This is a genomic window from Enterococcus sp. 9D6_DIV0238 (assembly GCF_002174455.2).
In the GTDB taxonomy this organism is placed as follows: Bacteria; Bacillota; Bacilli; order Lactobacillales; family Enterococcaceae; genus Enterococcus_L; species Enterococcus_L dunnyi.
In genome coordinates this window covers 276,326-298,081 of the sequence record NZ_CP147246.1, presented here as the reverse complement: position 1 = coordinate 298,081, position 21,756 = coordinate 276,326, and the positions used below count along the sequence as shown (strand labels likewise).

The following is a 21,756-nucleotide window of genomic DNA, read 5'->3' as shown; positions in this document are numbered from 1 at the left end:
GGAGGGAAAATTATGCAGCAAAAAAGCTGGCCGGAGATGTTCTTAACTTACTTGATCGTGGAACGCGGTTACTCTGAAAAAACACGAATTGCCTATGAAGAAGACATTCTAAATTTTTTTGATTTCCTGAAAAATTCTGGAGACGCTGATTATTTAACAGTCGATCATTTGGATATTCGTACATACTTAAGTTTTCTGTACGATAAGAAATACAGTCGCAATTCGATCAGTAGAAAAATTGCTAGTTTACGTTCATTCTATCAATTTTTACTTAAAAATGAAGTAATCAAAGAAAATCCATTTTCCTATGTTCATATGAAAAAAAAGCAATTAAGACTTCCTCGTTTCTTTTATGAAAAAGAGATGGATGCACTTTTTGAGAGTGCTAAGGGAACAAAACCACTGGACTTAAGAAATCAGGCACTGCTTGAAATTTTATATGGAACGGGTATTCGTGTGAGTGAATGCGCTAACTTAACGCTCCAGTCAGTGGATTTTTCTGCAAATGTATTACTCATTCATGGGAAAGGAAACAAGGATCGCTATGTTCCTTTCGGCTCATTCGCTCAAGATGCATTAAAAGAGTATCTTGAACATGGTAGAAAAGTTTTGATGGACAAACACGGGAAAGATCATGCATTTGTTTTCGTCAATCATCATGGGGATCAAATCACATCAACAGGGATCGAATATGTGTTGAATCAATTGATCAAGAAAAGTACGCTAAACGGGGATATCCACCCTCATATGCTGCGGCATACATTTGCGACTCATTTGCTGAATAATGGCGCTGACATGAGAACCGTCCAAGAGCTCTTAGGACATTCGGATTTATCGACAACTCAAATTTATGCGCATGTAACAAAAGAAAGTTTACAAAAAAATTATCGAACATTTCACCCTCGAGCTTAGCAAAAAAATATTAGCTGCTTTAAAGGCGTGGATCTATAAGACAACAAAAGCATGTGAGCTTTTGATTTAGGAGGAAGTATCATGGTTGAATCACAATTTCACTCCACAACGATTTGTGCGGTTGAAAAAGATGGAAAATTTGCGATGGCTGGTGACGGTCAAGTTACGATGGGTGAATCTGTCGTGATGAAAGGAACAGCTAAAAAAGTTCGTAGAATTTATAATGATGAGGTCGTTGTCGGTTTTGCAGGCAGCGTTGCAGATGCATTTACTTTAGAAGAAAAATTCGAAGGTAAATTGAATGAATATAATGGAAATCTGACTCGAGCAGCTGTTGAGCTCGCTCAGGAATGGCGTACACAGCAGTCTATGCAAAAGTTAGAGGCAATGTTGATCGTCATGAATAAAAAAGAAATGCTTTTAGTTTCCGGAACGGGAGAAGTGATCACACCAGATGATGGCATTTTAGCTATTGGCTCAGGTGGCAACTTCGCACTTTCCGCTGCAAGAGCGATGAAACATTACGGTGATAAAGAGATGTCTGCCAAAAGTATTGCGGAAAATGCATTGAATATAGCCGCAGATATCTGTGTTTTTACAAACCACAATATTATTGTAGAAGAATTATAGATGGAGGATTCTAGCTATGAATGAACTGAATAAAACACCTAGAGAAATCGTGAAGGAATTAGATGAATATATCATTGGCCAAGAAACGGCTAAAAAATCTGTCGCTGTTGCTTTAAGAAATCGATACAGACGTCTGCAGCTCGATGAAAAAATGCAGCAGGATATCACACCTAAAAATATGCTGATGATTGGTCCTACCGGGGTCGGAAAAACTGAAATCGCTCGACGTTTGGCTAAAATCGTCAATGCTCCATTTATAAAGGTTGAAGCAACTAAATTCACGGAAGTTGGCTATGTAGGTCGTGATGTGGAATCAATGGTCCGCGATTTAGTAGAAAATGCCATTCAAATCGTCGAAAAAAAACAATACAGTCGAGTCTATTCTCAAGCGTTAAAAAAAGCGAATAATCGTCTGGTAAAAGTATTGGTTCCTGGGATCAAAAAAGAACAAAAACAAGCATCAACTAATCAATTTGAACAAATGATGCAAATGTTCTCAGCAGCACAACAGCCACAGGAAACACAAGAAGAAGTAACGGAAGAAATCAAAATCAACCGAAAAACCGTTCTTGAGCAGTTAGAAAAAGGACTGTTGAATAATCGTGAAGTCACAATCGAAATCGATGAACCTAAGAAAAATATGCCAGCGATGAATGCAGGGATGGAGCAAATGGGAATCGATCTAAACGAAACGCTAGGGGCATTGTCACCAAAGAAAAAAATAGAGCGCACGGTCACTGTAAAAGAAGCGCAAGAATTACTAGTCAAAGAAGAATCAGCTAAAATCGTCAAAGATGCTGATATTCACAGCGAAGCGATTCGTTTAGCAGAGAGTAGCGGGATCATTTTTATTGATGAATTCGATAAGATCACATCAAAAAGCCAGCAAAATTCTGGAGAAGTGTCACGCGAAGGAGTACAACGTGATATTTTACCGATCGTTGAAGGCTCACAAGTCAATACAAAATACGGTCCGATCCAAACAGATCATATTTTATTTATCGCGTCGGGTGCCTTTCATTTATCAAAACCAAGTGATTTGATCCCGGAACTGCAAGGTCGTTTTCCGATTCGTGTAGAACTAGATGATTTAACCGCTGAAGATTTCGTTAAGATTCTGACTGAACCAAATAACGCGTTGATCAAACAATATATAGCATTGATCGGAACAGAAAATGTAACAGTCATTTTCACTAAAGAAGCAATAGAGCGTATTGCTGACATCGCTTTTGATGTCAATCGCGACACGGACAATATTGGGGCACGTCGTCTGCATACGATTTTAGAACGTCTTTTAGAAGATTTGTTATTTGAAGCACCAGATATGCAAATGGGTGAAATTACGATCACAGAAGCCTACGTGAACGAAAAATTGAACAGCATCGTTCAAAACGAAGATTTAAGCCGCTACATTCTTTAATCCTAGTAAACGTTCTTCGGACATCTTTTTAAAGCAAGCTTGATAGTTTTTAAATTAGGAGGAGTAAAAATGACTACTTTATTAGAAAAAACGCGTCAAATCAACAAATTATTACAGCAAAAGAATACGTTTGATCAAAAAGCTGATTTACCTTACGATAAAATGGCGATGATCTTAGGGGACGTATTAGACAGCAATGCTTACATCATCAGCAGTGAGGGCGTACTGTTAGGGTATAATGAAAAACTAGATGTTAATAATGCACGTGTCAAACATATGTTTGAAGAAAAACGCTTTCCTCAAAGCTATACAGATGCAGCGGACAATTTAGCTAAAACAGAAGCAAATATTTCCATTACAAGTGATCTGACAGCTTTTCCTGTGGAATGGCGCGAAAAATATCCGTTTGGATTGACAACGATTGTACCGATGTTTGGGGCAGGAGAACGTTTAGGGACGATCATTTTGGCGAGAGTGGAACAGTCTTTTGATGATGAAGATCTAGTTCTAGCTGAATATAGTGCGACCGTTGTTGGCATGCAGATCTTGTATCAACAATCCAGATCGATCGAAGCAAGTGTTCGCAGTGCAACCGCTGTTCAAATGGCGATCAACACATTATCTTATAGCGAACTGAAAGCTGTTCATGCGATTTTCAAAGCTTTAGATGGGGAAGAAGGTCGTTTGACAGCCTCAAGTATTGCAGATGAGATTGGAATCACGCGATCAGTGATCGTTAATGCGTTGAGAAAATTAGAATCTGCCGGAATCATTGAATCTCGTTCGTTAGGGATGAAAGGGACTTATTTGAAAGTCTTGAATAAGCAATTCATGAAAGAACTAGAAAAAGAGAACTAGTAGGGGGCATGACAAATGACTGTACAAATTGAAAATGAATTTTTGATTGCAACGATCGCAGAAGACGGAGCGGAATTGATCAGTTTAAAATCTAAAAAAAGTGATATCGAGTATATTTGGAACGGAGATCCAGCTTTTTGGGGACGTCATGCACCTGTTCTTTTTCCTTTTGTAGGCAGATTGAAAGAGGATCGATACACATATGGGGGCAAGACTTATCCGATGGGACAGCATGGCTTCGCGAGAGATCAGGTCTTTGAAGTGATCGAGCACGGGACAGAATTAGTTTCCTTGTCGCTTAAAAGTTCAGCAGAAACGAAGGAAGTCTATCCTTTTGATTTTGAATTGATTCTTTCTTATGCCTTAGAAGAAAACAACCTTACTGTAAACTATCAGGTTGAAAATACAGGCAATGAAAAAATGTACTTTTCAATCGGCGGTCATCCAGCTTTTAATGTGCCTTTAGAAAAGAACTTATCATTTGATGATTATTATTTAGGGTTCTCACCACAAAAGTCACGCATTCAAATTCCGTTAAGTGGTCCTTATGCTGATTTTGCTCACAAGACACTTGGACAGACAAATACAAGTCTAGATTTGCGCAGAGAGTTATTTAAAGAGGATGCGATCATCTTTGAAACAAAAGGAGTCAATACCTTTACGATCGCAACGGATGAAAGTCCTCACAGCATTAGTTTAAGCTATGCTGATATGCCTTATGTCGGCTTTTGGTCTCCTTATCCAAAGGAAGCCCCATTCGTCTGTATCGAGCCTTGGTGCGGAATTGCAGATAGTGTAGATGCAACAGGGAATCTTATTGATAAAATCGGCATCAATCAGCTTGATAGCTCAGGCATATTTAAGACACACTATACACTAACAGCGAAATAATAAAAAAAGCCAAAGACGAACACCTAATATGCTCGAGCTTTGGCTTTTTTTATTTACTATTTTTTGCACCTAATCCAAAGGACACACGGCTTTCTGTTCCTTCTTTGATTCGTTTGATGTTGTCTTTATGGCGGACAAAAATAAAAATCGTCAATGCCACAGCGATCAAAGTCAGCAACCAGTCAAATCTCGGCAAAATCTGTGGGATCGCGAAAGGAATAATGATCGTTGATAATGTGATCAACACAGCACTAACCATACTAGTCAAACTTACCATACTGGTAATATACAATGTAATAATAAAAATCAATGCAGAATAAACAAAAAATGTTGGACTATAGGCTAAAATCATCCCCGCGCTTGTTGCAACAGCTTTGCCACCTTTAAAATTCGCAAAAAATGGAAATGTGTGTCCCAATACAGCTGCTACACCGAAAACCAACGGATTGACATTCAAAGAAAATAAGAGTGGTAAACTAGTTGCTAAAGTTCCCTTTAAAATATCCATCAATAAAACAGTGATTCCAGCTTTTTTCCCTAATACTCTAAACGTATTGGTCGTTCCAGTGTTGCCGCTCCCGAAAAGGCGAATATCTTTTTTGAAAAAAAGTTTTCCGATCCAAACGCCAGACGGAATCGAACCTAATAAATAGGCAATGATCAATAATACTATAAATTTCATCAAGTGACCTCTTTCTGTTCAAGCTAGCCTATATTTTATCATGAATAGAAACAGCTAACAATAATTAACTATTCGTTGTATAATAAAAAAGAAGCGAAATTAAGAGAGGATGACAAAGATGTCTGTTGAAAATCCATCACAAGAACAAATCTTTACTTATTTGAAAGAAGCGAAACGAATCGCCGTTGTCGGTTTAAGTAATAAGCCTGATAGAACAAGCTACCAAATTGCAGAATTGCTGCAGGAATATGGATATGAAATCATTCCAGTCAATCCAGTCTTGGCAGGGCAAGAAATCCTTGGTGAATATGTGTATGAAAAACTTCAGGATATCCCTGGCTCAATCGATATTGTCGATATTTTCCGCAGAAGTGAATTCTTACCAGAAGTTGCCCGTGACTTTTTAGAAACAAATGCGACAGTTTTTTGGGCACAACTAGGGCTAGAAAGTGAAGAAGCTGCGGAATTATTGAAAAAAGCAGGAAGAAATGCTATCATAATGAATCGTTGCATTAAGATCGAACTCGCTAAAATGCCGAAATAAGCACAAATGATCTTAAGAAAGAGTTACCGAATAGGAAAGCTCTTTTTTTTTGAGAGTTTTTAGAGTATTATTGTAATGATGTGGCTAAGGGCCCTATAATTCAAGTATAAGGAGTTTTTTTCTTTGGCGAAAAAGGTAAACAATGAATACAATGACGCCTCCATCCAAGTCTTAGAAGGTTTGGAAGCGGTACGTAAAAGACCAGGGATGTATATCGGTTCAACAGATAGCCGCGGATTACATCATTTAGTGTATGAAATCGTAGATAATGCCGTCGATGAAGCATTATCAGGGTATGGAAATGAAATCAATGTAGTCATTCAAAAAGACAATAGTATAAAGATCGTCGATTCTGGACGTGGTATGCCCGTAGGGATGCACGCATCAGGAATACCAACTGTAGAAGTGATTTTTACCGTATTACATGCAGGTGGAAAATTCGGACAGGGCGGTTATAAAACATCCGGTGGACTTCACGGAGTAGGTGCCAGTGTTGTAAATGCATTATCCTCATGGCTGGAAGTAACGATCGTCCGCGATGGTGTTGAATATAAAGAGCGTTTTGAAAATGGCGGGAAGCCTGTCGGTACATTGAAAAAAATCGGTAAGACAAATAAAAAGAACGGGACAACTGTTACTTTTTTACCTGACGATACGATTTTTTCTACGATCCATTTCTCTTATGAAACATTAGCGGAACGCTTACGTGAATCTGCTTTCTTATTGAAAGGGGTAAAAATCACACTTGCTGATCTGCGAGGAGAAGAACCTAAAGAAGAAGTCTTCCATTATGAAGAAGGAATCAAGGAATTTGTCTCATATTTGAATGAAGAGAAAGATACCTTGACGCCAGTTGTTTATTTTTCTGGTGAAAAAGAAGGGATCGAAGTTGAATTAGCTTATCAGTATAACGATGGCTATTCAGAAAATCTTTTGTCATTTGTTAACAATGTCCGAACAAAAGATGGCGGAACTCATGAAGTCGGGATGAAAACGTCTATGACGAAAGCATATAATGAATATGCTCGTAAAGTAGGTCTATTGAAAGAAAAAGACAAAAATCTTGAGGGCAGTGACTTTCGTGAAGGTTTGGCTGCAGTTTTATCTATTCGTGTACCTGAAAACCTCTTGCAATTTGAAGGTCAAACAAAAGAAAAATTAGGCACACCTCTTGCTAGAAATGCAGTGGATAATGTTGTCGGTGAGCAAATGGGCTTCTACCTCCAAGAAAATAGCGAAATGAGTCAGCAATTAGTTCGTAAAGCAATCAAAGCACGTGAAGCACGTGAAGCCGCTCGTAAAGCACGTGAAGAAAGCAGAAACGGAAAGAAACGGAAAAAAGGGGAGTCTCTTTTATCCGGTAAGTTAACACCTGCTCAATCGCGAAACCCTAAGAAAAATGAACTCTACTTGGTCGAAGGCGATTCTGCCGGCGGCTCTGCAAAACAAGGCCGCGATAGAAAATTCCAAGCAATTTTGCCGCTTAGAGGAAAAGTGTTAAATACAGAAAAAGCAAAAATGCAGGATATTCTCAAAAACGAAGAAATCAATACGATGATTTATACGATCGGCGCCGGTGTTGGCCCTGAATTTTCAGTTGAAGACTGCAATTATGATAAAGTCATTATCATGACCGATGCAGATACCGATGGTGCGCATATCCAAGTCTTGTTATTGACGTTCTTTTATCGTTACATGAAGCCGCTGATCGAAGCAGGCAAAGTTTATATTGCTTTACCTCCGTTGTATAAGGTTTCAAAAGGTCTTGGTAAAAAAGCAATCACTGAGTACGCGTGGACTGATGAAGAGCTGGCTAATGTTACAGCACAAGTTGGTAAAGGCTATATGCTGCAACGCTACAAAGGTCTTGGTGAAATGAATGCAGATCAGTTATGGGAAACAACGATGGACCCTGAAACTCGTACGTTGATTCGAGTTCGTATCGATGATGCAGCTCAGGCAGAACGTCGTGTCACCACTCTTATGGGAGATAAGGTAGAACCGAGAAGAAAATGGATCGAGCGTCATGTTCAATTCACTTTAGAAGAAGACGGCAGTATTTTAGACCGTAAAGATGGCGAAACAGAGATTGCGCCCTCAATTTCAAACGACGTTTTGGATGAAGAGAAAAAAATAGAAAATGAACAAAAAAAGACAGAAACTGAAGAAATCAGTTTGTTCGATTTAGAGTAGGGAGTGATGAATGTGGAAAAACGCCAAGAAGTTCAAGAACTGACTCTTGAAGAAGTAATGGGCGATCGTTTTGGAAGATATTCCAAATATATCATTCAAGAGCGTGCCCTGCCAGATATTCGTGATGGATTAAAACCAGTTCAGCGCAGAATTTTATTTTCCATGAACAAAGATGGCAATACATTTGAAAAGAGTTTTAGAAAATCGGCAAAATCTGTCGGAAATATTATGGGGAATTATCACCCCCATGGAGACAGCAGTATTTACGAAGCGATGGTTCGTTTAAGTCAAGACTGGAAGCTTCGTGAAGTTTTGATCGAAATGCATGGGAATAATGGAAGTATGGATGGTGATCCGCCCGCTGCCATGCGTTATACTGAGGCCCGCTTATCAGAATTAAGTGGAGAAATGCTGAAAGATATCGAAAAAGACACCGTCGACTTTGTGTGGAACTTTGATGATACAGAAAAAGAACCAACAGTTTTACCCGCAAAATATCCCAATTTGTTAGTCAATGGCTCCACAGGGATATCAGCAGGTTATGCGACGGAGATCCCTACGCATAATTTGGCCGAAATCATAGATGGAACGATCTATCTGATTGATCATCCAAATGCTTCATTAGAAAAATTAATGGAATTTATCCCAGGACCTGATTTTCCTACAGGAGGTATTCTGCAAGGAAAAGAAGAAATCAAGAAGGCCTATGAAACAGGACGAGGAAAAGTGATTCTCCGTTCGAAAACAAAAATCGAACCATTAAAAGGCGGTAAACAGCAGATCATCGTCACTGAAATTCCTTATGAAGTGAATAAAGCGACACTAGTGAAAAAAATCGATGAAGTACGTCTGAATAAAAAAATCGAGGGGATCGCAGAAGTTCGTGACGAAAGTGACCGAACGGGGCTGCAGATCGCTATCGAGTTGAAAAAGGATACCAACGCTGAAGGAATCTTGAACTATCTTTTTAAAAATACTGAATTGCAAATCAATTACAACTTTAATATGGTTGCCATCGATAACATGACACCGCATCAAGTGGGGCTCAAACGTATTTTAGACAGCTATGTTGCGCACCGCAAAGAAGTGATCACAAACCGCAGTCAGTTTGAATTGGATAAAGCGCAAGCCCGTCAACATATCGTATCTGGTTTGATCAAAGCCTTATCGATCCTTGATCAGGTCATTGAAACGATCCGTGCATCAAAGGATAAAAAAGATGCAAAAAACAATTTAGTGAAAGAGTACGCGTTTACAGAAGCACAAGCGGAAGCAATCGTTACTTTACAATTGTATCGTTTAACAAATACAGATATTACACAGCTTGAAAAAGAAGCGGAAGAACTTAGTCGTTTAGTTGCTGAATTGACAACTATTTTGAATGATGAAAAAGAATTGTTCAATGTCATGAAAAAAGAGCTTCGCGAGGTCAAAAAGCAATATGGAAATGAACGCTTGACTCAAATCGAAAATGAGATCCAAGAGATCAAGATCGATACACAAGTATTGGTTGCTCAAGAAGATGTTGTAGTCACAGTAACACACGAAGGCTACATCAAGCGGAGCAGTTTGCGTTCTTACAGTGCATCCAAGCCGGAAGAAATCGGGATGAAGGAAGGGGACTTCCTGCTTTATACCGGTGAAGTCAATACGTTGGATCATGTTTTATTGATCACTAATAAAGCGAATGTGATTTATCGTCCGGTCCATGAATTACCAGATCTAAGATGGAAAGAAATCGGCGAGCACATTTCTCAAACGATTCTAAATCTGTCGATAGATGAGTCGATCATCGCTGTTTATACCTATAAAGAACTGTCACCGACAAAAACATTTGTTTTCATGACAAAAGAAGGTATGATCAAGCAAACAAAAATGACTGATTTTGAACCTTGGAGAACCTATAAGAGTCGACCAACAAACTGTATGAAACTGAAATCCGATACAGATGAAATCGTCAATGTTTATTTGACGAATGAGCAAAAGCTCTTGGATGTCTTTTTAGTTAGTCATCGAGGATTTGGCCTCCGTTATCCATTAGAAGAGGTGCCAGTCGTCGGAGCAAAAGCTGCTGGGGTAAAAGCGATGAACTTAAAAGACCAAGATTATGTGGTCAACGGTTTATTAGTTTATCAAGAAGGAGATACACCGGTCGTGATCTTAACGCAGCGTGGAAGTATCAAGCGAATGCTTGCACAAGAACTCACACAGTTAGGTAGAGCAAAACGAGGACTGATGGTCTTAAGAGAACTAAAGAAAAATCCACATCGTGTGAGCTTTATGTCAGAAAGCAGTACGCTAGAGCTTTTAGTAACTACTCAAAGTGGCAAACAATATACGATTGATTCTCAAACATACCCAATTAACGACAGAACTTCTAATGGTTCATTTATGTTGGATGAGAAACAAGATGGAGAAATCCTAGAAGTCCATGAAATGCATACAGCCGAGTTGCCTGAAAAAGAAGAGACTGAATAAATCAATTCTGTTCTATAGAATTAGAAAAAAGCTAGAACTGTACTAATACAGTTCTAGCTTTTTGTATTACAGATTTCTTACTTTTTATATAAAACTGATTCTAGTTCGTTAATCATATCACAAATATTAAATCCCTATAAATCAACGTTTCATACTGTTTTATTAAAAAAAATAGCGATTTCGCTCAAAATATAATAAGGAAAGGCTTGCATAAAAATCGCGATGTGTTATACTAATCACATAAAGCTGTTACAGTAATCAACAGCATACTAAGGAGGCCCATCAATGGAGCAATGGAAAGGCTTTAAAGGCGACAAGTGGAAAACATCAGTAGATACACGTGATTTCATTCAAAGAAACTATACTGAGTATACAGGTGATGACTCTTTCCTAGAACCGATCGCACCAAGCACAGACAAATTATGGACAAAATTACAGGAATTATTTGAAGTACAGCATGAACAAAATGGTGTGTACGACATGGACAATAATATTCCTGCAACAATCACTTCTCATGAACCTGGGTATTTGATCAAAGAAGAAGAAACAATCGTAGGTCTACAAACTGACGTACCTTTGAAACAAGCATTCATGCCATTTGGCGGTATCAACATGGCGAATAACTCTTTAACTTCAAACGGTTACGAAGTAGACGCTGAAATGTCTAAAATCTTTACTGAGTGGAGAAAAACACACAACCAAGGTGTTTTCGATGCTTATACACCAGAAATGAGATCAGCTCGTAAAAACAAAATCATCACAGGTCTTCCAGATGCATACGGACGTGGACGTATCATCGGTGATTACCGTCGTATTGCTTTATACGGTATGGATTTCTTGATCGCTGAGAAGAAAAAAGACTTAAGCAACACAGGAAACAAAGTGATGACTGACGATGTTATCCGTTTAAGAGAAGAAATCTCTGAACAAATCAGAGCAATGGCAGATCTTAAAGAAATGGCTTCAACTTATGGTTTTGATATTTCTAAACCAGCAGCAAATGCTAAAGAAGCAATCCAATGGTTATACTTTGGTTACCTAGGTGCAATCAAATCACAAAATGGAGCAGCAATGTCTATCGGACGTATTTCTGCATTCTTAGATATCTATATCCAACGTGATTTAGAAGCTGGATTGATCACTGAATTTGAAGCGCAAGAAATGATCGATCACTTGATCATGAAACTACGTATGGTTAAATTCGCTCGTACACCAGAATACAACCAATTATTCTCTGGTTACCCAATCTGGGCGACATTATCGATCGCTGGTATGGGCTTGGATGGACGTTCATTAGTAACTAAAAATGATTTCCGTATCCTGCATACTTTAACAAACATGGGACCATCACCAGAACCAAACTTAACTGTATTGTATTCATCTCATTTACCAGTAGGATTCAGAACATTTGCATCTAAAATCGCAAAACAAAGTTCTTCGATCCAATTCGAAAATGATGATCTATTACGTGCTAACTGGGGATCAGATGACTGTGCGATCGCATGTTGTGTATCTGCAACAGTTATGGGTAAAGATATGCAATTCTTCGGTGCTCGTGCCAACTTAGCTAAAGCTGTGCTTTACGCGATCAATGGTGGTGTAGACGAAAAAACAAAAATGCAAGTAGCTCCTAAATTCCGCCCAATGACTGGTGATACTTTAGACTACAACGAATTTATCGATCGTTACAAAGACATCATGGATTGGTTAGCTGAATTGTATGTAAATACATTGAATGTTATCCACTACATGCATGATAAATACTCATATGAAGCAGCACAATTAGCCTTCATGGAAAGTAACTTACAACGTACATTTGCAACTGGTATCGCAGGTATTTCACATGCTGCTGACTCAGTAATGGCTATCAAACATGGTAATGTAAAAGTTATTCGTGATGAAGACGGATTAGCGGTTGATTATGTTCCTCAAAATGAGTTCCCAACTTATGGTAACGACAATGAAGAAGCAGATGCAATGGCTAACTGGATCCTTGAGTACTTCATGACTCAAATCAGACGTCAACATACGTACCGTAACGCTAGACCAACAACTTCATTATTGACAATCACTTCTAATGTAGTTTACGGTAAAGCAACTGGTAACTTACCAGATGGACGTCGTGCAGGTAAACCATTGGCACCAGGTGCTAACCCAAGTTATCAAGATGGCAAATTCTTAGGTGAGAAAAATGGTCTTTTAGCTTCACTTAACTCAACTGCTAGACTTGAGTACACAAGTGCATTAGATGGTATCTCTAATACACAAACGATCAATCCTAACGGTTTAGGTAAAGATGATGAAACAAGAATCGAAAATCTACGTAACGTAATGGATGGCTACTTCGATAAAGGTGGTTACCACTTGAACGTTAACGTATTCACAAATGAATTGCTTTTAGATGCACAAGCACATCCAGAAAAATATCCAAACTTAACGATCCGTGTATCTGGATATGCCGTGAAATTCCGTGACTTAACTCCTGAGCAACAAGCAGACGTTATTTCTAGAACTTCACACGATAGACTGTAAGAACATACAATTGAAGGGGTGACCTCGTGTCATCCCTTTTTTCTAAAAAAGAAATGAGGAATCGAAATGACGACACCTGTAATTGGTAGAATCCACTCTACAGAAAATTTTGGAACGGTTGATGGACCTGGTGTCCGCTTCATCGTGTTTACGCAAGGGTGCCGCATGCGTTGTCAATTTTGCCATAATCCTGATACATGGAAAATAGGTTCAGGCGGCCGCGAAGTTACAACGGATGAAGTATTAGAAGAAGCTATCAAGTATCGTTCATATTGGGGCGAAAAGGGAGGAATAACTGTCAGTGGTGGCGAACCATTACTACAGCTGGAATTTCTCACAGACTTATTTAAAAAAGCAAAAGACAAAGGCATACATACAACGATCGACACTTGTGGGAAACCTTTCACAAGAGAAGAACCATTTTTCAGCCAATTTCAAGAATTAATGAACTATACTGATCTGTTATTATTCGATATCAAACATATCGATAATGAACAACACAAATTATTGACTTCTTTAGGAAATGAAAATATTTTAGAAATGGCTCAGTATCTTTCTGAAATTGGAAAACCAGTTTGGATCAGACACGTATTAGTTCCAGAGCGTAGTGACTATGATGAGTATTTGATTCGCCTAGATTCATTTATCAAAACCCTTAAAAATGTCGATAAAGTAGAAGTTTTACCTTATCACGTAATGGGTAAATATAAATGGGACGAATTAGGGTTAGACTATCCATTAAAAGGAATCGATCCACCAACAGAAGAGCGTGTGACTAACGCAAAAAAAATATTACATGTTGCAGATTATCAAGGATATGCAACTAGATAAGTATTAAAAATAGAAAAGTGCAGCAAATATTGTTGTTTCTTTTCTATTTTTTGTTATTATTAATAATGAAGAAAAAAGAAGGAGTGAACCCTTATAATGTCAAAAATTCTTGTTTTTGGACACCAAAATCCTGATACTGATGCAATCGGTGCAGCGATCAGTTTTGCCTATTTACAAAAAGAACTTGGAAAAGATACTGAAGCTGTAGCTTTAGGTGCACCAAGTGAAGAAACACAATATGCTTTAGATTATTTTAACGTAGATGCACCTCGGGTAATCGAGAATGCAGCTGGAGAACCGAATCAAGTGATGTTAGTCGATCATAATGAATTTCAGCAAAGCGTTTCAGATATTGCAGATGTAACGATCTTAGCTGTTGTTGACCATCATCGTATCGCAAACTTCGAGACAGCTGATCCATTGTATTATCGTGCAGAACCTGTTGGCTGTACAAGTACGATTGTTTTGAAGTTGTTTAAAGAAAATAACATTGTTGTACCAAAACAAATCGCAGGAATGATGGTATCAGCGATCATCTCTGACACTTTATTATTTAAGTCACCAACCTGTACTCAAGAAGATATCGATGCCGCTCACGAACTAGCAGATATCGCAGAAATAAACTTGAACGGCTACGGACTAGATATGTTAAAAGCCGGAACGAATCTAAGTGACAAATCAGCTGAAGTATTACTGGATTTAGATGCTAAAAGCTTCCCAATGGGCTCTAAAAACGTCCGAATCGCTCAAGTTAATACCGTTGACCTGAATGAAGTTTTAGACCGCCAAGAAGAGCTGGAAGCAGCTATGAAAAATGAAAATGCGATGAATGGATATGATTTATTCGTTCTGATCATCACAGATATTTTGAATAGTGACTCTGAATTACTAGTGATCGGAGAGTCACTAGATAAAGTAGAATCAGCTTTCAATGTAACCTTGGATAACAATCGTGCATTTTTAAATGGTGTCGTTTCGCGTAAAAAACAAGTAGTTCCTCAATTAACAGAAGTATTTAGTTAATCTGGACATATCAATGAAAGAGCTTGGGATATAACTCTTCGGGTTATTTTCTAAGCTTTTTCTTATTATAAAAAGAAAGCGTGGTCGAGCTTTGGAAAAGGTAACCTACTATTATAAAAGAGAAAACACCGCACAGCTGAACAAGTTGATTTCCACACCATTATTTGAAGAAATCATGCTGCATTTGATACGGAATCAGCAACAAGAACTTATTTTACGACAGTTAAAAGCGGCTATTCCAACAACAGAAAATTTAGAACTCTATTTAGAACAAATGATCAGTCAGGGGATCATCCAAAGAGTAAATCGACGCTATTATTTATCCATACCGATTTTTTCTCAGCAAAATCGCCTAGAGATACCAGCTTCTACCCAATTATTCTTAGATGATTTAATGAAAAAATCCAGCAACCAAGACCAGTTTTTTGGCGAAGTTTTATGGTCGGTATTCTTTGATGACAATACGGACTATTTTTTTGGTGTACAAACGGAGGATTCTTCGACTACTTTTGTGAAAAAAATAGAAGAGGGGAATGAGAAGCTGAAATTTGTTTCTCTTCATCTGGAAGATACGTTTCCGCTTTCTCTAGCCGACTATTTTTCTCTACTCTCTAAAAGAACGGCTTTACCAGATACATTCAAGCCAATAGAGCAATTGATCGGAGATGTTGATATTGATTATTTCATCACTCAAGCACTAAAAGTGATACGTTCTAGTATCAGGTCAAAGTCCAAACAAATGAAGAGAAATATTTTTCAGGAGACTTTTGTAATCACAAATGACTTGCAAGAAAGAGCTGATGCCACTTTTTCTTTGACTTCACCCATCTTAGAAAATGGTAGTTTAGCGACAGCAGACGAACTAGACGAACTCAAAAAAATCTTACCGCCACTTTGGGAAAATATCAAAGACGATAATGAACGCATATTCTATAAGAAACAATTATATTCTTACTTGTTTCATTATTATTTTCCTGAGATAGACTTTTTACACTACTTAAAACATTAAGTTACCTATAAAAATATTATGTAAACTTTGAAATTGATTAACTAAAGAGCAGCATCTAAAGTAGAATAGATCCTGCTCTTTTACTTAACTATTTCGTTTACGCACTTTTTTAGTCCAGAAACCACCTGAAATAAACTTAGGTTCATAAGAAATGATAAATGCTCTAGGTTCTTTTTCATTGATCAGTTTATACAAACTACGTTCATTTTTGCGAGGAGAAAGAATTTCAAGAATCATTCGTTCACCTTCACGACCGGCACCAAAGCTTTGGGTCACACCATATCCATTTTCTCTTAATATCTCCGGTAAATTCAGTTGTTCTGTAGAAGAAGGCAAGATCGCTGTAACCATGATATAGCCTAAAGCTAAGTAATCTTCGATTTTGATTCCAACGCTGATTCCGACTGCATACCCTAAAGCGTACACGATTAAATTGATGGGCTCATCTAAACGATTCAATACCATACTTAAGCCTAAAACGTAAATCGTGATCTCGGCCATGCTGACTAATGGTGCAATCAAACGATAGCCTTTCATGGTCAGCATAAAGCGGATAGTGTTCAAGGTAATATACGAAAAATTCACAAAAAAGATAGTTGCAAGCATCTTGACATCCATTCCAATTAATTCCTCTTTTCAATTAAAGATATCTGCATATTATAGTACACTATTCACTGAAATTAAATAGGTTGAACAAAATTAAAGAAAAAAACTTATGCTCTATTTTATTCAAAATTGATTATGAAAGATTAGAGTGTTTTGTGTTGGAGCAGGGGATAGTTTTTGCTATAATCAATGTATTATGTGTATAAGGGAGAAATGAAATTAAATGAGAATTTTTATCCTCATACTTGTGGGTTTATTGTTATTAAATACAACAGCAGCACTTATTACCGTATTTAGAAAGCCGCGAAGTATTTCCAGTGTTTTGGCCTGGATCATGACCTTGATTTTTTTACCAGGAATCGGCTTTATTATCTATCTTTTTTGCGGTAGAGGGATCGATGGGCAAAAAGTATTTCAATTAACTGACTATGATAACGAAAAAATAGCAGAAATCAAAAAAATTGTCGATAAAGATAATTTAAAAGCTGATAGCGGATTAAATATCAATTTATTGACAGATGCACGTGTACTGAATCGCTATTTCAGAAATATGGATTCATCTCCTTTAAGCAAGCGTAACAGTATACAGCTTTATACGGACGGTAAGGAAAAATTCGAGGCCTTATTTGATGATATCCGTAAAGCAAAAGAAACTGTTCATGTCGAATATTATTCTTTTTTCAACGATAAGATCGGTAATAAATTTCTTGATCTATTGGAGGAAAAAGTAAAAGAGGGGATAGAGGTCTATTTAATCTATGACCCATGGGGCTCACCTGGTGCTGATAAAAAATTCTTTGCTTCATTTGTTGCTGCTGGCGGAAATGTCGCACCTTTTATCACTTCAAAAAATATGATCAGTAAAACTCGACTAAACTATCATTTGCACCGCAAGATCGTTGTGATCGATGGGAGGATAGGCTGGACTGGCGGATTTAATGTCGGTGATCAGTACTTGGGTGAAAGTAAAAAATTTGGTTACTGGCGAGATACACATATTCGAATTGTCGGTTCTTCAGTCTTTTCTCTTCAGGAGATTTTTATCATGGATTGGAACGCGTCTGTTGCAGATAAAACAAAGAAAATGGACTATTTAGATAAGTATTTCCAATTTTCTGCTGATGATCAATTAGAAGATTTATCATTGCAAATCGTTTCTGATGGACCTGATTCAGAAGAAGAAATTCTAAAAAGCGGTTTTATAAAAATGATTTTAGCGGCCGAAAAATCGGTTTGGATCCAAACACCGTATTTAATACCAGATGACAGCATGATCAATGCGCTGCTGATTGCTGTTCGATCTGGAATCGATGTACGTATCATGATTCCATGTATGCCAGATCATCCGTTTATTTATCGCGCAACTCAGTACTATGCAAACTATCTTCATAAACGCGGCATAAAAATTTATCTGTATCAAAACGGTTTTTTACATGCAAAAACAATGATCATCGACAATGAAATCTGTATGGTCGGCACCACAAATCAAGATATCAGAAGCTATGCATTGAATTTTGAAGTAAGCACATTTATTTATGATACTAAGTTTTCTTGGAAGCTCACTCAAATATTCAAAGAAGACATAGAGCAAAGTCTTTTACTGACTGATGAGATGATCAAAAAACAGTCCCATTGGTTACGATTTAAGCAAAATTTCTCAAGATTATTATCACCAATCCTGTAGTTAAACTGAAAAGTAAGTAGATATCTAAATCTATTTGCTTTTCTATTTTTTTAGACTGGAGTATAGGGTCTTGAGTGATAATTTTTTATTTTATTCTAGTTAACATAATATACATTATACAAAGTAGTTTTGATTGAACAATTATCGTTACCTTTCAATAACATCACTAAGATGACATAAAACTACTTTTGAACTGGAGCTTTAATCGATGCTAGCTAGTTGTTATTGATTAATATTCGTATTTTTATAATTACTTCATCAGTCTTCGTAAAACCAATGACAAACCAAACCATAACACGACGCTGATCAAGATCGTGATCAACCATCCAAAAATATTATGCTCTAAAGGCAAAGGCATATTCATCCCAAAAAAACCAGAAATAATTGTAGGAATGGTCAATAATATCGATAATACAGTTAAAATCTTCATTGTATCGTTCAAATTATTGTTCAGTACATTATTATACGTTCCAGATAATTGTTGTAGAATTTGTGAAGACAGTTGTGTCATTTCAACAAGTTGCTTCGCCTCAATCAACACGTCATCTAATTCCTCTTTCTCTAATTTTATATTCTTGATAAAATTTTGTTAGTGTTTCTTTGTCATCAGTTGCAATATTGATCCAATAATCCCCTTTATGACTCAAGGCAGTTTTAGTAATCAATTTTTTCACTCCTTACCTTTGTGAAATATGAATCCCCTTCTATATTTTCTGACTTTTCAGAAAAAGTCTTTTCAAAATAAGAGGAGTATTCTGGAAAGTTCAAAAAGACTTTTTGTTCGAACCTCTTAATTATAATGAAATTATTCTTTTAAAACAACTAAGTTCAGGTAATAAATGTATAGTAAAAAAAACTGAAACAAAACTTTTGAAAGTAAAGTTAAGCTCCAGTTTTTTTATACTAATATTGATGCTATCTTTCGTTTTTCATTGCTTCTAAGGCTGCTGTATTAATAATATTCCAAGGTTTATCAAATGAAGGTTGGAAGAAGAAATCTGCATAAGCTAAATCTTCGATCGTCATTTTCGCTTTAATTGCTAAGGAAATGGCATTGATATTTGCTGTTAAATCGGCTTTAGACATCAATTGCGCACCTAAAACTTGTGTTGTTTCTGGATCATAAACTAATTTGAACCACGCTTTTTGTTTATCCGGATTAAAGTCCATTAAATAATCTTCAACCACTAGTGCTGATTTCGTTTGTTTATTTAGTTTTTTGGCCATCTCTTCATTGATACCAGTTGAAGCAAATTTATAGTCAAATACGGCTAGTCCTGATGAACCTTGAATTCCTGGGAATGGTTTTACAGGAGCCTCTAAGTTTTTCACTGCAAAGCGACCTTGTTTTCTAGCATTCGTAGCTAATGCAATATTTACCTCTGTTTGTCCAGGATTGTATTTGATCAAGGTTGCGTCACCGACAGCAAATACATCCGGCGCACTTGTCTGCATGTATTCGTCCGTCTTGATCAATCCATTAGGATGAAGTTCAAGGGTATCCTTCAGCCATTCTGTATTTGGGCGAACACCAACAGCTACAACAACTAGATCAGCGTCATATTCACCCTTATCTGTGACAACTTTTTGAACATGCCCAGCGCCTTTATAGCTTTGAACTGTTTCGTTTGTTACTACTTTTATATTATTTGCTTCCATCTCTTCAGTCAATACATCTGTAAATTCTTTATCGAGATAAACGCCTAGTGGTCGATCCAAAATATCGATGACAGTAACATTTTTGCCAGCTTTTGCAAATGATTCTGCTGCTTCGATTCCGATATAGCCACTACCGATCACTACCACATTATTTACTTCTGAATCTACGGTTTTTTGTTTTAATTTGATTGCCCATTTTCTGCCGCGCATCAAATAAATATTATCTAAGTCCTTTCCAGGAAGATTTAATTCAAATGGGACAGCTCCAGGACTGATAATAAGCTTATCATATTGCTCAGTACGCTCAGCTCCAGTTACTAAATCTTTCACAGTAACATAGTGATCTTCAGGTTTGATCGCAGTGATTTCTGTATTTGAAAATACGTTGACTCCTCTACTTTCCATACCTTCTGCTGTCATATAACGAACTGAATTTACATCTTTAACTTTACCTTCTAGATAAAGCTGCATTCCGCAAGAGAGAAAAGAAATGAAATCCCCTTTTTCGTACCATTGAATTTCTGCATCCGGATGAGAAATCAACAACTCCTCTACTGCTTCATAACCTCCGTGGGATGAACCTAAAACGATAACTTTCATACTTCTATTCCTCCAATACTATTTATTATATAATAAATAGTATCATATAAACAGCTTATAAAACAAGTCATTTATATATATATTCTCAATTAAGTGTAATTAAATGAGAATATGCAGCTAACTAAATGAACATAATAATTTTATTGTAACTAAAAATAGCAACCGATGCAGAGATCTCCCCTGAATCAGTTGCTATTCAATCTCTTACTCTTGCGCTTGTTCTTTGGATAAAGTTGATAAATCATAAGGTGTATTTTGATATACTGCATAGTTTAGCCAATTAGAAAAAAGCAACGACGCAGCCATGTGCCAACGCAATTGAGGCGTTTTTCCTTGATCATCGTTAGGAAAATAATGATCAGGAATATTTGGGCCGATCCCCTTCTCTAAGTCTCTTTTAAATTCTTGTTCTAGAGTTTCTCTATCATATTCCAAATGCCCCATTGCATAGAAAGCTCGGTTGTTTTTATTACCTACTAAAAAAATACCAGCTTCTTGTGATTCAGCCAAAATTTCCAGCTCAACCGTCGCTTCTATGTCCTTTTTTTGAATAGTTGTATAACGAGAATGAGGAGCAAAAAAAACATCATCGAAACCTTTCATAATACTCCAAGTTGAATCGAGCACATCGTGTAGATAGATTCCAGATAATTTTCTATTTAATTGATGTTTGTTAATATTATGATGATAATACAGACCTGCTTGCGCTCCCCAACAGATATGAAACGTTGAAAAAACATGGGTTTTACTCCATTTAAAAATATCCGACAACTCTGACCAGTAATCAACCTCTTCAAAAGGTAACTGTTCCACAGGAGCTCCGGTAATGATCAATCCATCGTAATAATTTTCTTTAACTTCATCAAATCGATGATAAAATCGTTTTAAATGATCTTTAGAAGTATTTTTCGCTATATGACTACTCATGTGCAAAAAATCAACATTGATCTGTAAAGGTGTATTGCTCAACAAACGTAATAATTGAACTTCAGTTTCATCTTTTTTCGGCATTAAATTTAAAATAAGAAGTTGTAACGGACGAATATCCTGATGCATGGCGCGATCTTCGTCCATTACAAAAATATTCTCTTTCTCTAAAACTTTAATTGCTGGCAGTTCTTTTGGCACTCGAATCGGCATGCACATATTCCTCCCTTTCTTATTATGTAAATCTATTCTACGCTATAAACAGCTATAAAGGAAG

At 37.1% G+C, this 21,756-nt stretch carries 18 protein-coding genes and 1 pseudogene; 13 read left to right on the top strand and 6 right to left on the bottom strand.

Features of this window, described 5'->3' with window-relative positions; genetic code table 11:
- Positions 1–12 precede the first annotated feature (12 nt).
- From xerC to A5889_RS01360, 5 genes are all read left to right on the top strand, one after another.
- Positions 13–912, top strand: coding sequence for a tyrosine recombinase XerC (gene xerC, locus A5889_RS01380; protein WP_087640091.1), 900 nt, complete (start codon positions 13–15; stop codon positions 910–912).
- Between the two features lie 81 nt (positions 913–993).
- Entirely contained in the window at positions 994–1,542 is a 549-nt protein-coding gene (hslV, locus tag A5889_RS01375; RefSeq protein WP_087640090.1) for an HslVU peptidase proteolytic subunit, read from the top strand.
- A 16-nt stretch (positions 1,543–1,558) separates the two neighbouring features.
- Positions 1,559–2,962: an ATP-dependent protease ATPase subunit HslU gene (gene hslU / locus A5889_RS01370; RefSeq protein WP_087640089.1), complete on the top strand. Its 1,404-nt coding sequence runs from the start codon at positions 1,559–1,561 to the stop codon at positions 2,960–2,962.
- Positions 2,963–3,031: 69 nt separating this feature from the next.
- Positions 3,032–3,820: a GTP-sensing pleiotropic transcriptional regulator CodY gene (gene codY / locus A5889_RS01365; RefSeq protein ID WP_087640088.1), complete on the top strand. Its 789-nt coding sequence runs from the start codon at positions 3,032–3,034 to the stop codon at positions 3,818–3,820.
- Positions 3,821–3,835: 15 nt separating this feature from the next.
- Positions 3,836–4,711: an aldose 1-epimerase family protein gene (locus tag A5889_RS01360; protein WP_087640087.1), complete on the top strand. Its 876-nt coding sequence runs from the start codon at positions 3,836–3,838 to the stop codon at positions 4,709–4,711.
- Positions 4,712–4,760: 49 nt separating this feature from the next.
- Here the strand turns inward: A5889_RS01360 and plsY are convergent, their stop codons facing one another.
- Entirely contained in the window at positions 4,761–5,393 is a 633-nt protein-coding gene (gene plsY, locus A5889_RS01355) for a glycerol-3-phosphate 1-O-acyltransferase PlsY (RefSeq protein WP_087640086.1), read from the bottom strand.
- A 118-nt stretch (positions 5,394–5,511) separates the two neighbouring features.
- Between plsY and A5889_RS01350 the strand changes: the two genes are divergently transcribed.
- The 7 genes from A5889_RS01350 (at position 5,512) to A5889_RS01320 (ending at position 16,003) form a co-directional block, all read left to right on the top strand.
- Positions 5,512–5,937 carry a CoA-binding protein gene (locus tag A5889_RS01350; protein ID WP_087640085.1) on the top strand — a complete coding sequence of 142 codons (426 nt, stop codon included), beginning with the start codon at positions 5,512–5,514 and terminating at the stop codon, positions 5,935–5,937.
- Between the two features lie 123 nt (positions 5,938–6,060).
- Positions 6,061–8,130, top strand: coding sequence for a DNA topoisomerase IV subunit B (parE, locus tag A5889_RS01345; protein ID WP_087640084.1), 2,070 nt, complete (start codon positions 6,061–6,063; stop codon positions 8,128–8,130).
- Positions 8,131–8,142: 12 nt separating this feature from the next.
- Complete coding sequence (parC, locus tag A5889_RS01340; RefSeq protein WP_087640083.1) at positions 8,143–10,608, top strand: DNA topoisomerase IV subunit A; 2,466 nt, start codon at positions 8,143–8,145, stop codon at positions 10,606–10,608.
- Positions 10,609–10,893: 285 nt separating this feature from the next.
- The gene (gene pflB, locus A5889_RS01335) at positions 10,894–13,140 is read left to right on the top strand and encodes a formate C-acetyltransferase (RefSeq protein ID WP_087640082.1); all 2,247 of its coding nucleotides are present in this window, start codon (positions 10,894–10,896) and stop codon (positions 13,138–13,140) included.
- A gap of 66 nt (positions 13,141–13,206) precedes the next feature.
- Positions 13,207–13,971, top strand: coding sequence for a pyruvate formate-lyase-activating protein (pflA, locus tag A5889_RS01330; protein ID WP_087640081.1), 765 nt, complete (start codon positions 13,207–13,209; stop codon positions 13,969–13,971).
- A gap of 96 nt (positions 13,972–14,067) precedes the next feature.
- Positions 14,068–14,994: a manganese-dependent inorganic pyrophosphatase gene (locus tag A5889_RS01325; RefSeq protein WP_087640080.1), complete on the top strand. Its 927-nt coding sequence runs from the start codon at positions 14,068–14,070 to the stop codon at positions 14,992–14,994.
- A gap of 91 nt (positions 14,995–15,085) precedes the next feature.
- Positions 15,086–16,003: a DUF1803 domain-containing protein gene (locus tag A5889_RS01320; RefSeq protein ID WP_087640079.1), complete on the top strand. Its 918-nt coding sequence runs from the start codon at positions 15,086–15,088 to the stop codon at positions 16,001–16,003.
- Positions 16,004–16,087: 84 nt separating this feature from the next.
- Here the strand turns inward: A5889_RS01320 and A5889_RS01315 are convergent, their stop codons facing one another.
- Positions 16,088–16,627 (bottom strand): DUF2179 domain-containing protein, encoded by a 540-nt coding sequence (locus A5889_RS01315; RefSeq protein WP_087640078.1) that lies wholly within the window; start codon positions 16,625–16,627, stop codon positions 16,088–16,090.
- Between the two features lie 205 nt (positions 16,628–16,832).
- Here A5889_RS01315 and cls point away from each other — a divergent pair, with 205 nt between their 5' ends.
- The gene (gene cls / locus A5889_RS01310) at positions 16,833–18,293 is read left to right on the top strand and encodes a cardiolipin synthase (protein WP_087640077.1); all 1,461 of its coding nucleotides are present in this window, start codon (positions 16,833–16,835) and stop codon (positions 18,291–18,293) included.
- A 250-nt stretch (positions 18,294–18,543) separates the two neighbouring features.
- On the opposite strand, the pseudogene A5889_RS01305 reads toward cls, so the two are convergent.
- The 4 genes and pseudogenes from A5889_RS01305 to metA form a co-directional block, all read right to left on the bottom strand.
- Positions 18,544–18,855 (bottom strand): annotated as a pseudogene (locus tag A5889_RS01305) (CorA family divalent cation transporter); the annotation flags it as partial.
- Positions 18,836–18,958 (bottom strand): hypothetical protein, encoded by a 123-nt coding sequence (locus tag A5889_RS01300; protein ID WP_254909548.1) that lies wholly within the window; start codon positions 18,956–18,958, stop codon positions 18,836–18,838. The pseudogene A5889_RS01305 and the gene A5889_RS01300, both read right to left, overlap by 20 nt.
- A 250-nt stretch (positions 18,959–19,208) precedes the next feature.
- Complete coding sequence (locus A5889_RS01295; RefSeq protein ID WP_087640076.1) at positions 19,209–20,552, bottom strand: FAD-dependent oxidoreductase; 1,344 nt, start codon at positions 20,550–20,552, stop codon at positions 19,209–19,211.
- Between the two features lie 204 nt (positions 20,553–20,756).
- Entirely contained in the window at positions 20,757–21,692 is a 936-nt protein-coding gene (gene metA, locus A5889_RS01290) for a homoserine O-acetyltransferase MetA (RefSeq protein WP_087640075.1), read from the bottom strand.
- Between the last annotated feature and the right edge of the window lie 64 nt (positions 21,693–21,756).

What these genes read in the sequence shown, in the direction of transcription:
- xerC (WP_087640091.1), top strand. Translation starts at nt 13, where the DNA reads ATGCAGCAAAAAAGCTGGCCGGAGATGTTCTTAACTTACTTGATCGTG.
- hslV (WP_087640090.1), top strand. Translation starts at nt 994, where the DNA reads ATGGTTGAATCACAATTTCACTCCACAACGATTTGTGCGGTTGAAAAA.
- hslU (WP_087640089.1), top strand. Translation starts at nt 1,559, where the DNA reads ATGAATGAACTGAATAAAACACCTAGAGAAATCGTGAAGGAATTAGAT.
- codY (WP_087640088.1), top strand. Translation starts at nt 3,032, where the DNA reads ATGACTACTTTATTAGAAAAAACGCGTCAAATCAACAAATTATTACAG.
- A5889_RS01360 (WP_087640087.1), top strand. Translation starts at nt 3,836, where the DNA reads ATGACTGTACAAATTGAAAATGAATTTTTGATTGCAACGATCGCAGAA.
- plsY (WP_087640086.1), bottom strand. Translation starts at nt 5,393, where the DNA reads ATGAAATTTATAGTATTATTGATCATTGCCTATTTATTAGGTTCGATT.
- A5889_RS01350 (WP_087640085.1), top strand. Translation starts at nt 5,512, where the DNA reads ATGTCTGTTGAAAATCCATCACAAGAACAAATCTTTACTTATTTGAAA.
- pflB (WP_087640082.1), top strand. Translation starts at nt 10,894, where the DNA reads ATGGAGCAATGGAAAGGCTTTAAAGGCGACAAGTGGAAAACATCAGTA.
- pflA (WP_087640081.1), top strand. Translation starts at nt 13,207, where the DNA reads ATGACGACACCTGTAATTGGTAGAATCCACTCTACAGAAAATTTTGGA.
- A5889_RS01325 (WP_087640080.1), top strand. Translation starts at nt 14,068, where the DNA reads ATGTCAAAAATTCTTGTTTTTGGACACCAAAATCCTGATACTGATGCA.
- cls (WP_087640077.1), top strand. Translation starts at nt 16,833, where the DNA reads ATGAGAATTTTTATCCTCATACTTGTGGGTTTATTGTTATTAAATACA.
- A5889_RS01295 (WP_087640076.1), bottom strand. Translation starts at nt 20,552, where the DNA reads ATGAAAGTTATCGTTTTAGGTTCATCCCACGGAGGTTATGAAGCAGTA.
- metA (WP_087640075.1), bottom strand. Translation starts at nt 21,692, where the DNA reads ATGCCGATTCGAGTGCCAAAAGAACTGCCAGCAATTAAAGTTTTAGAG.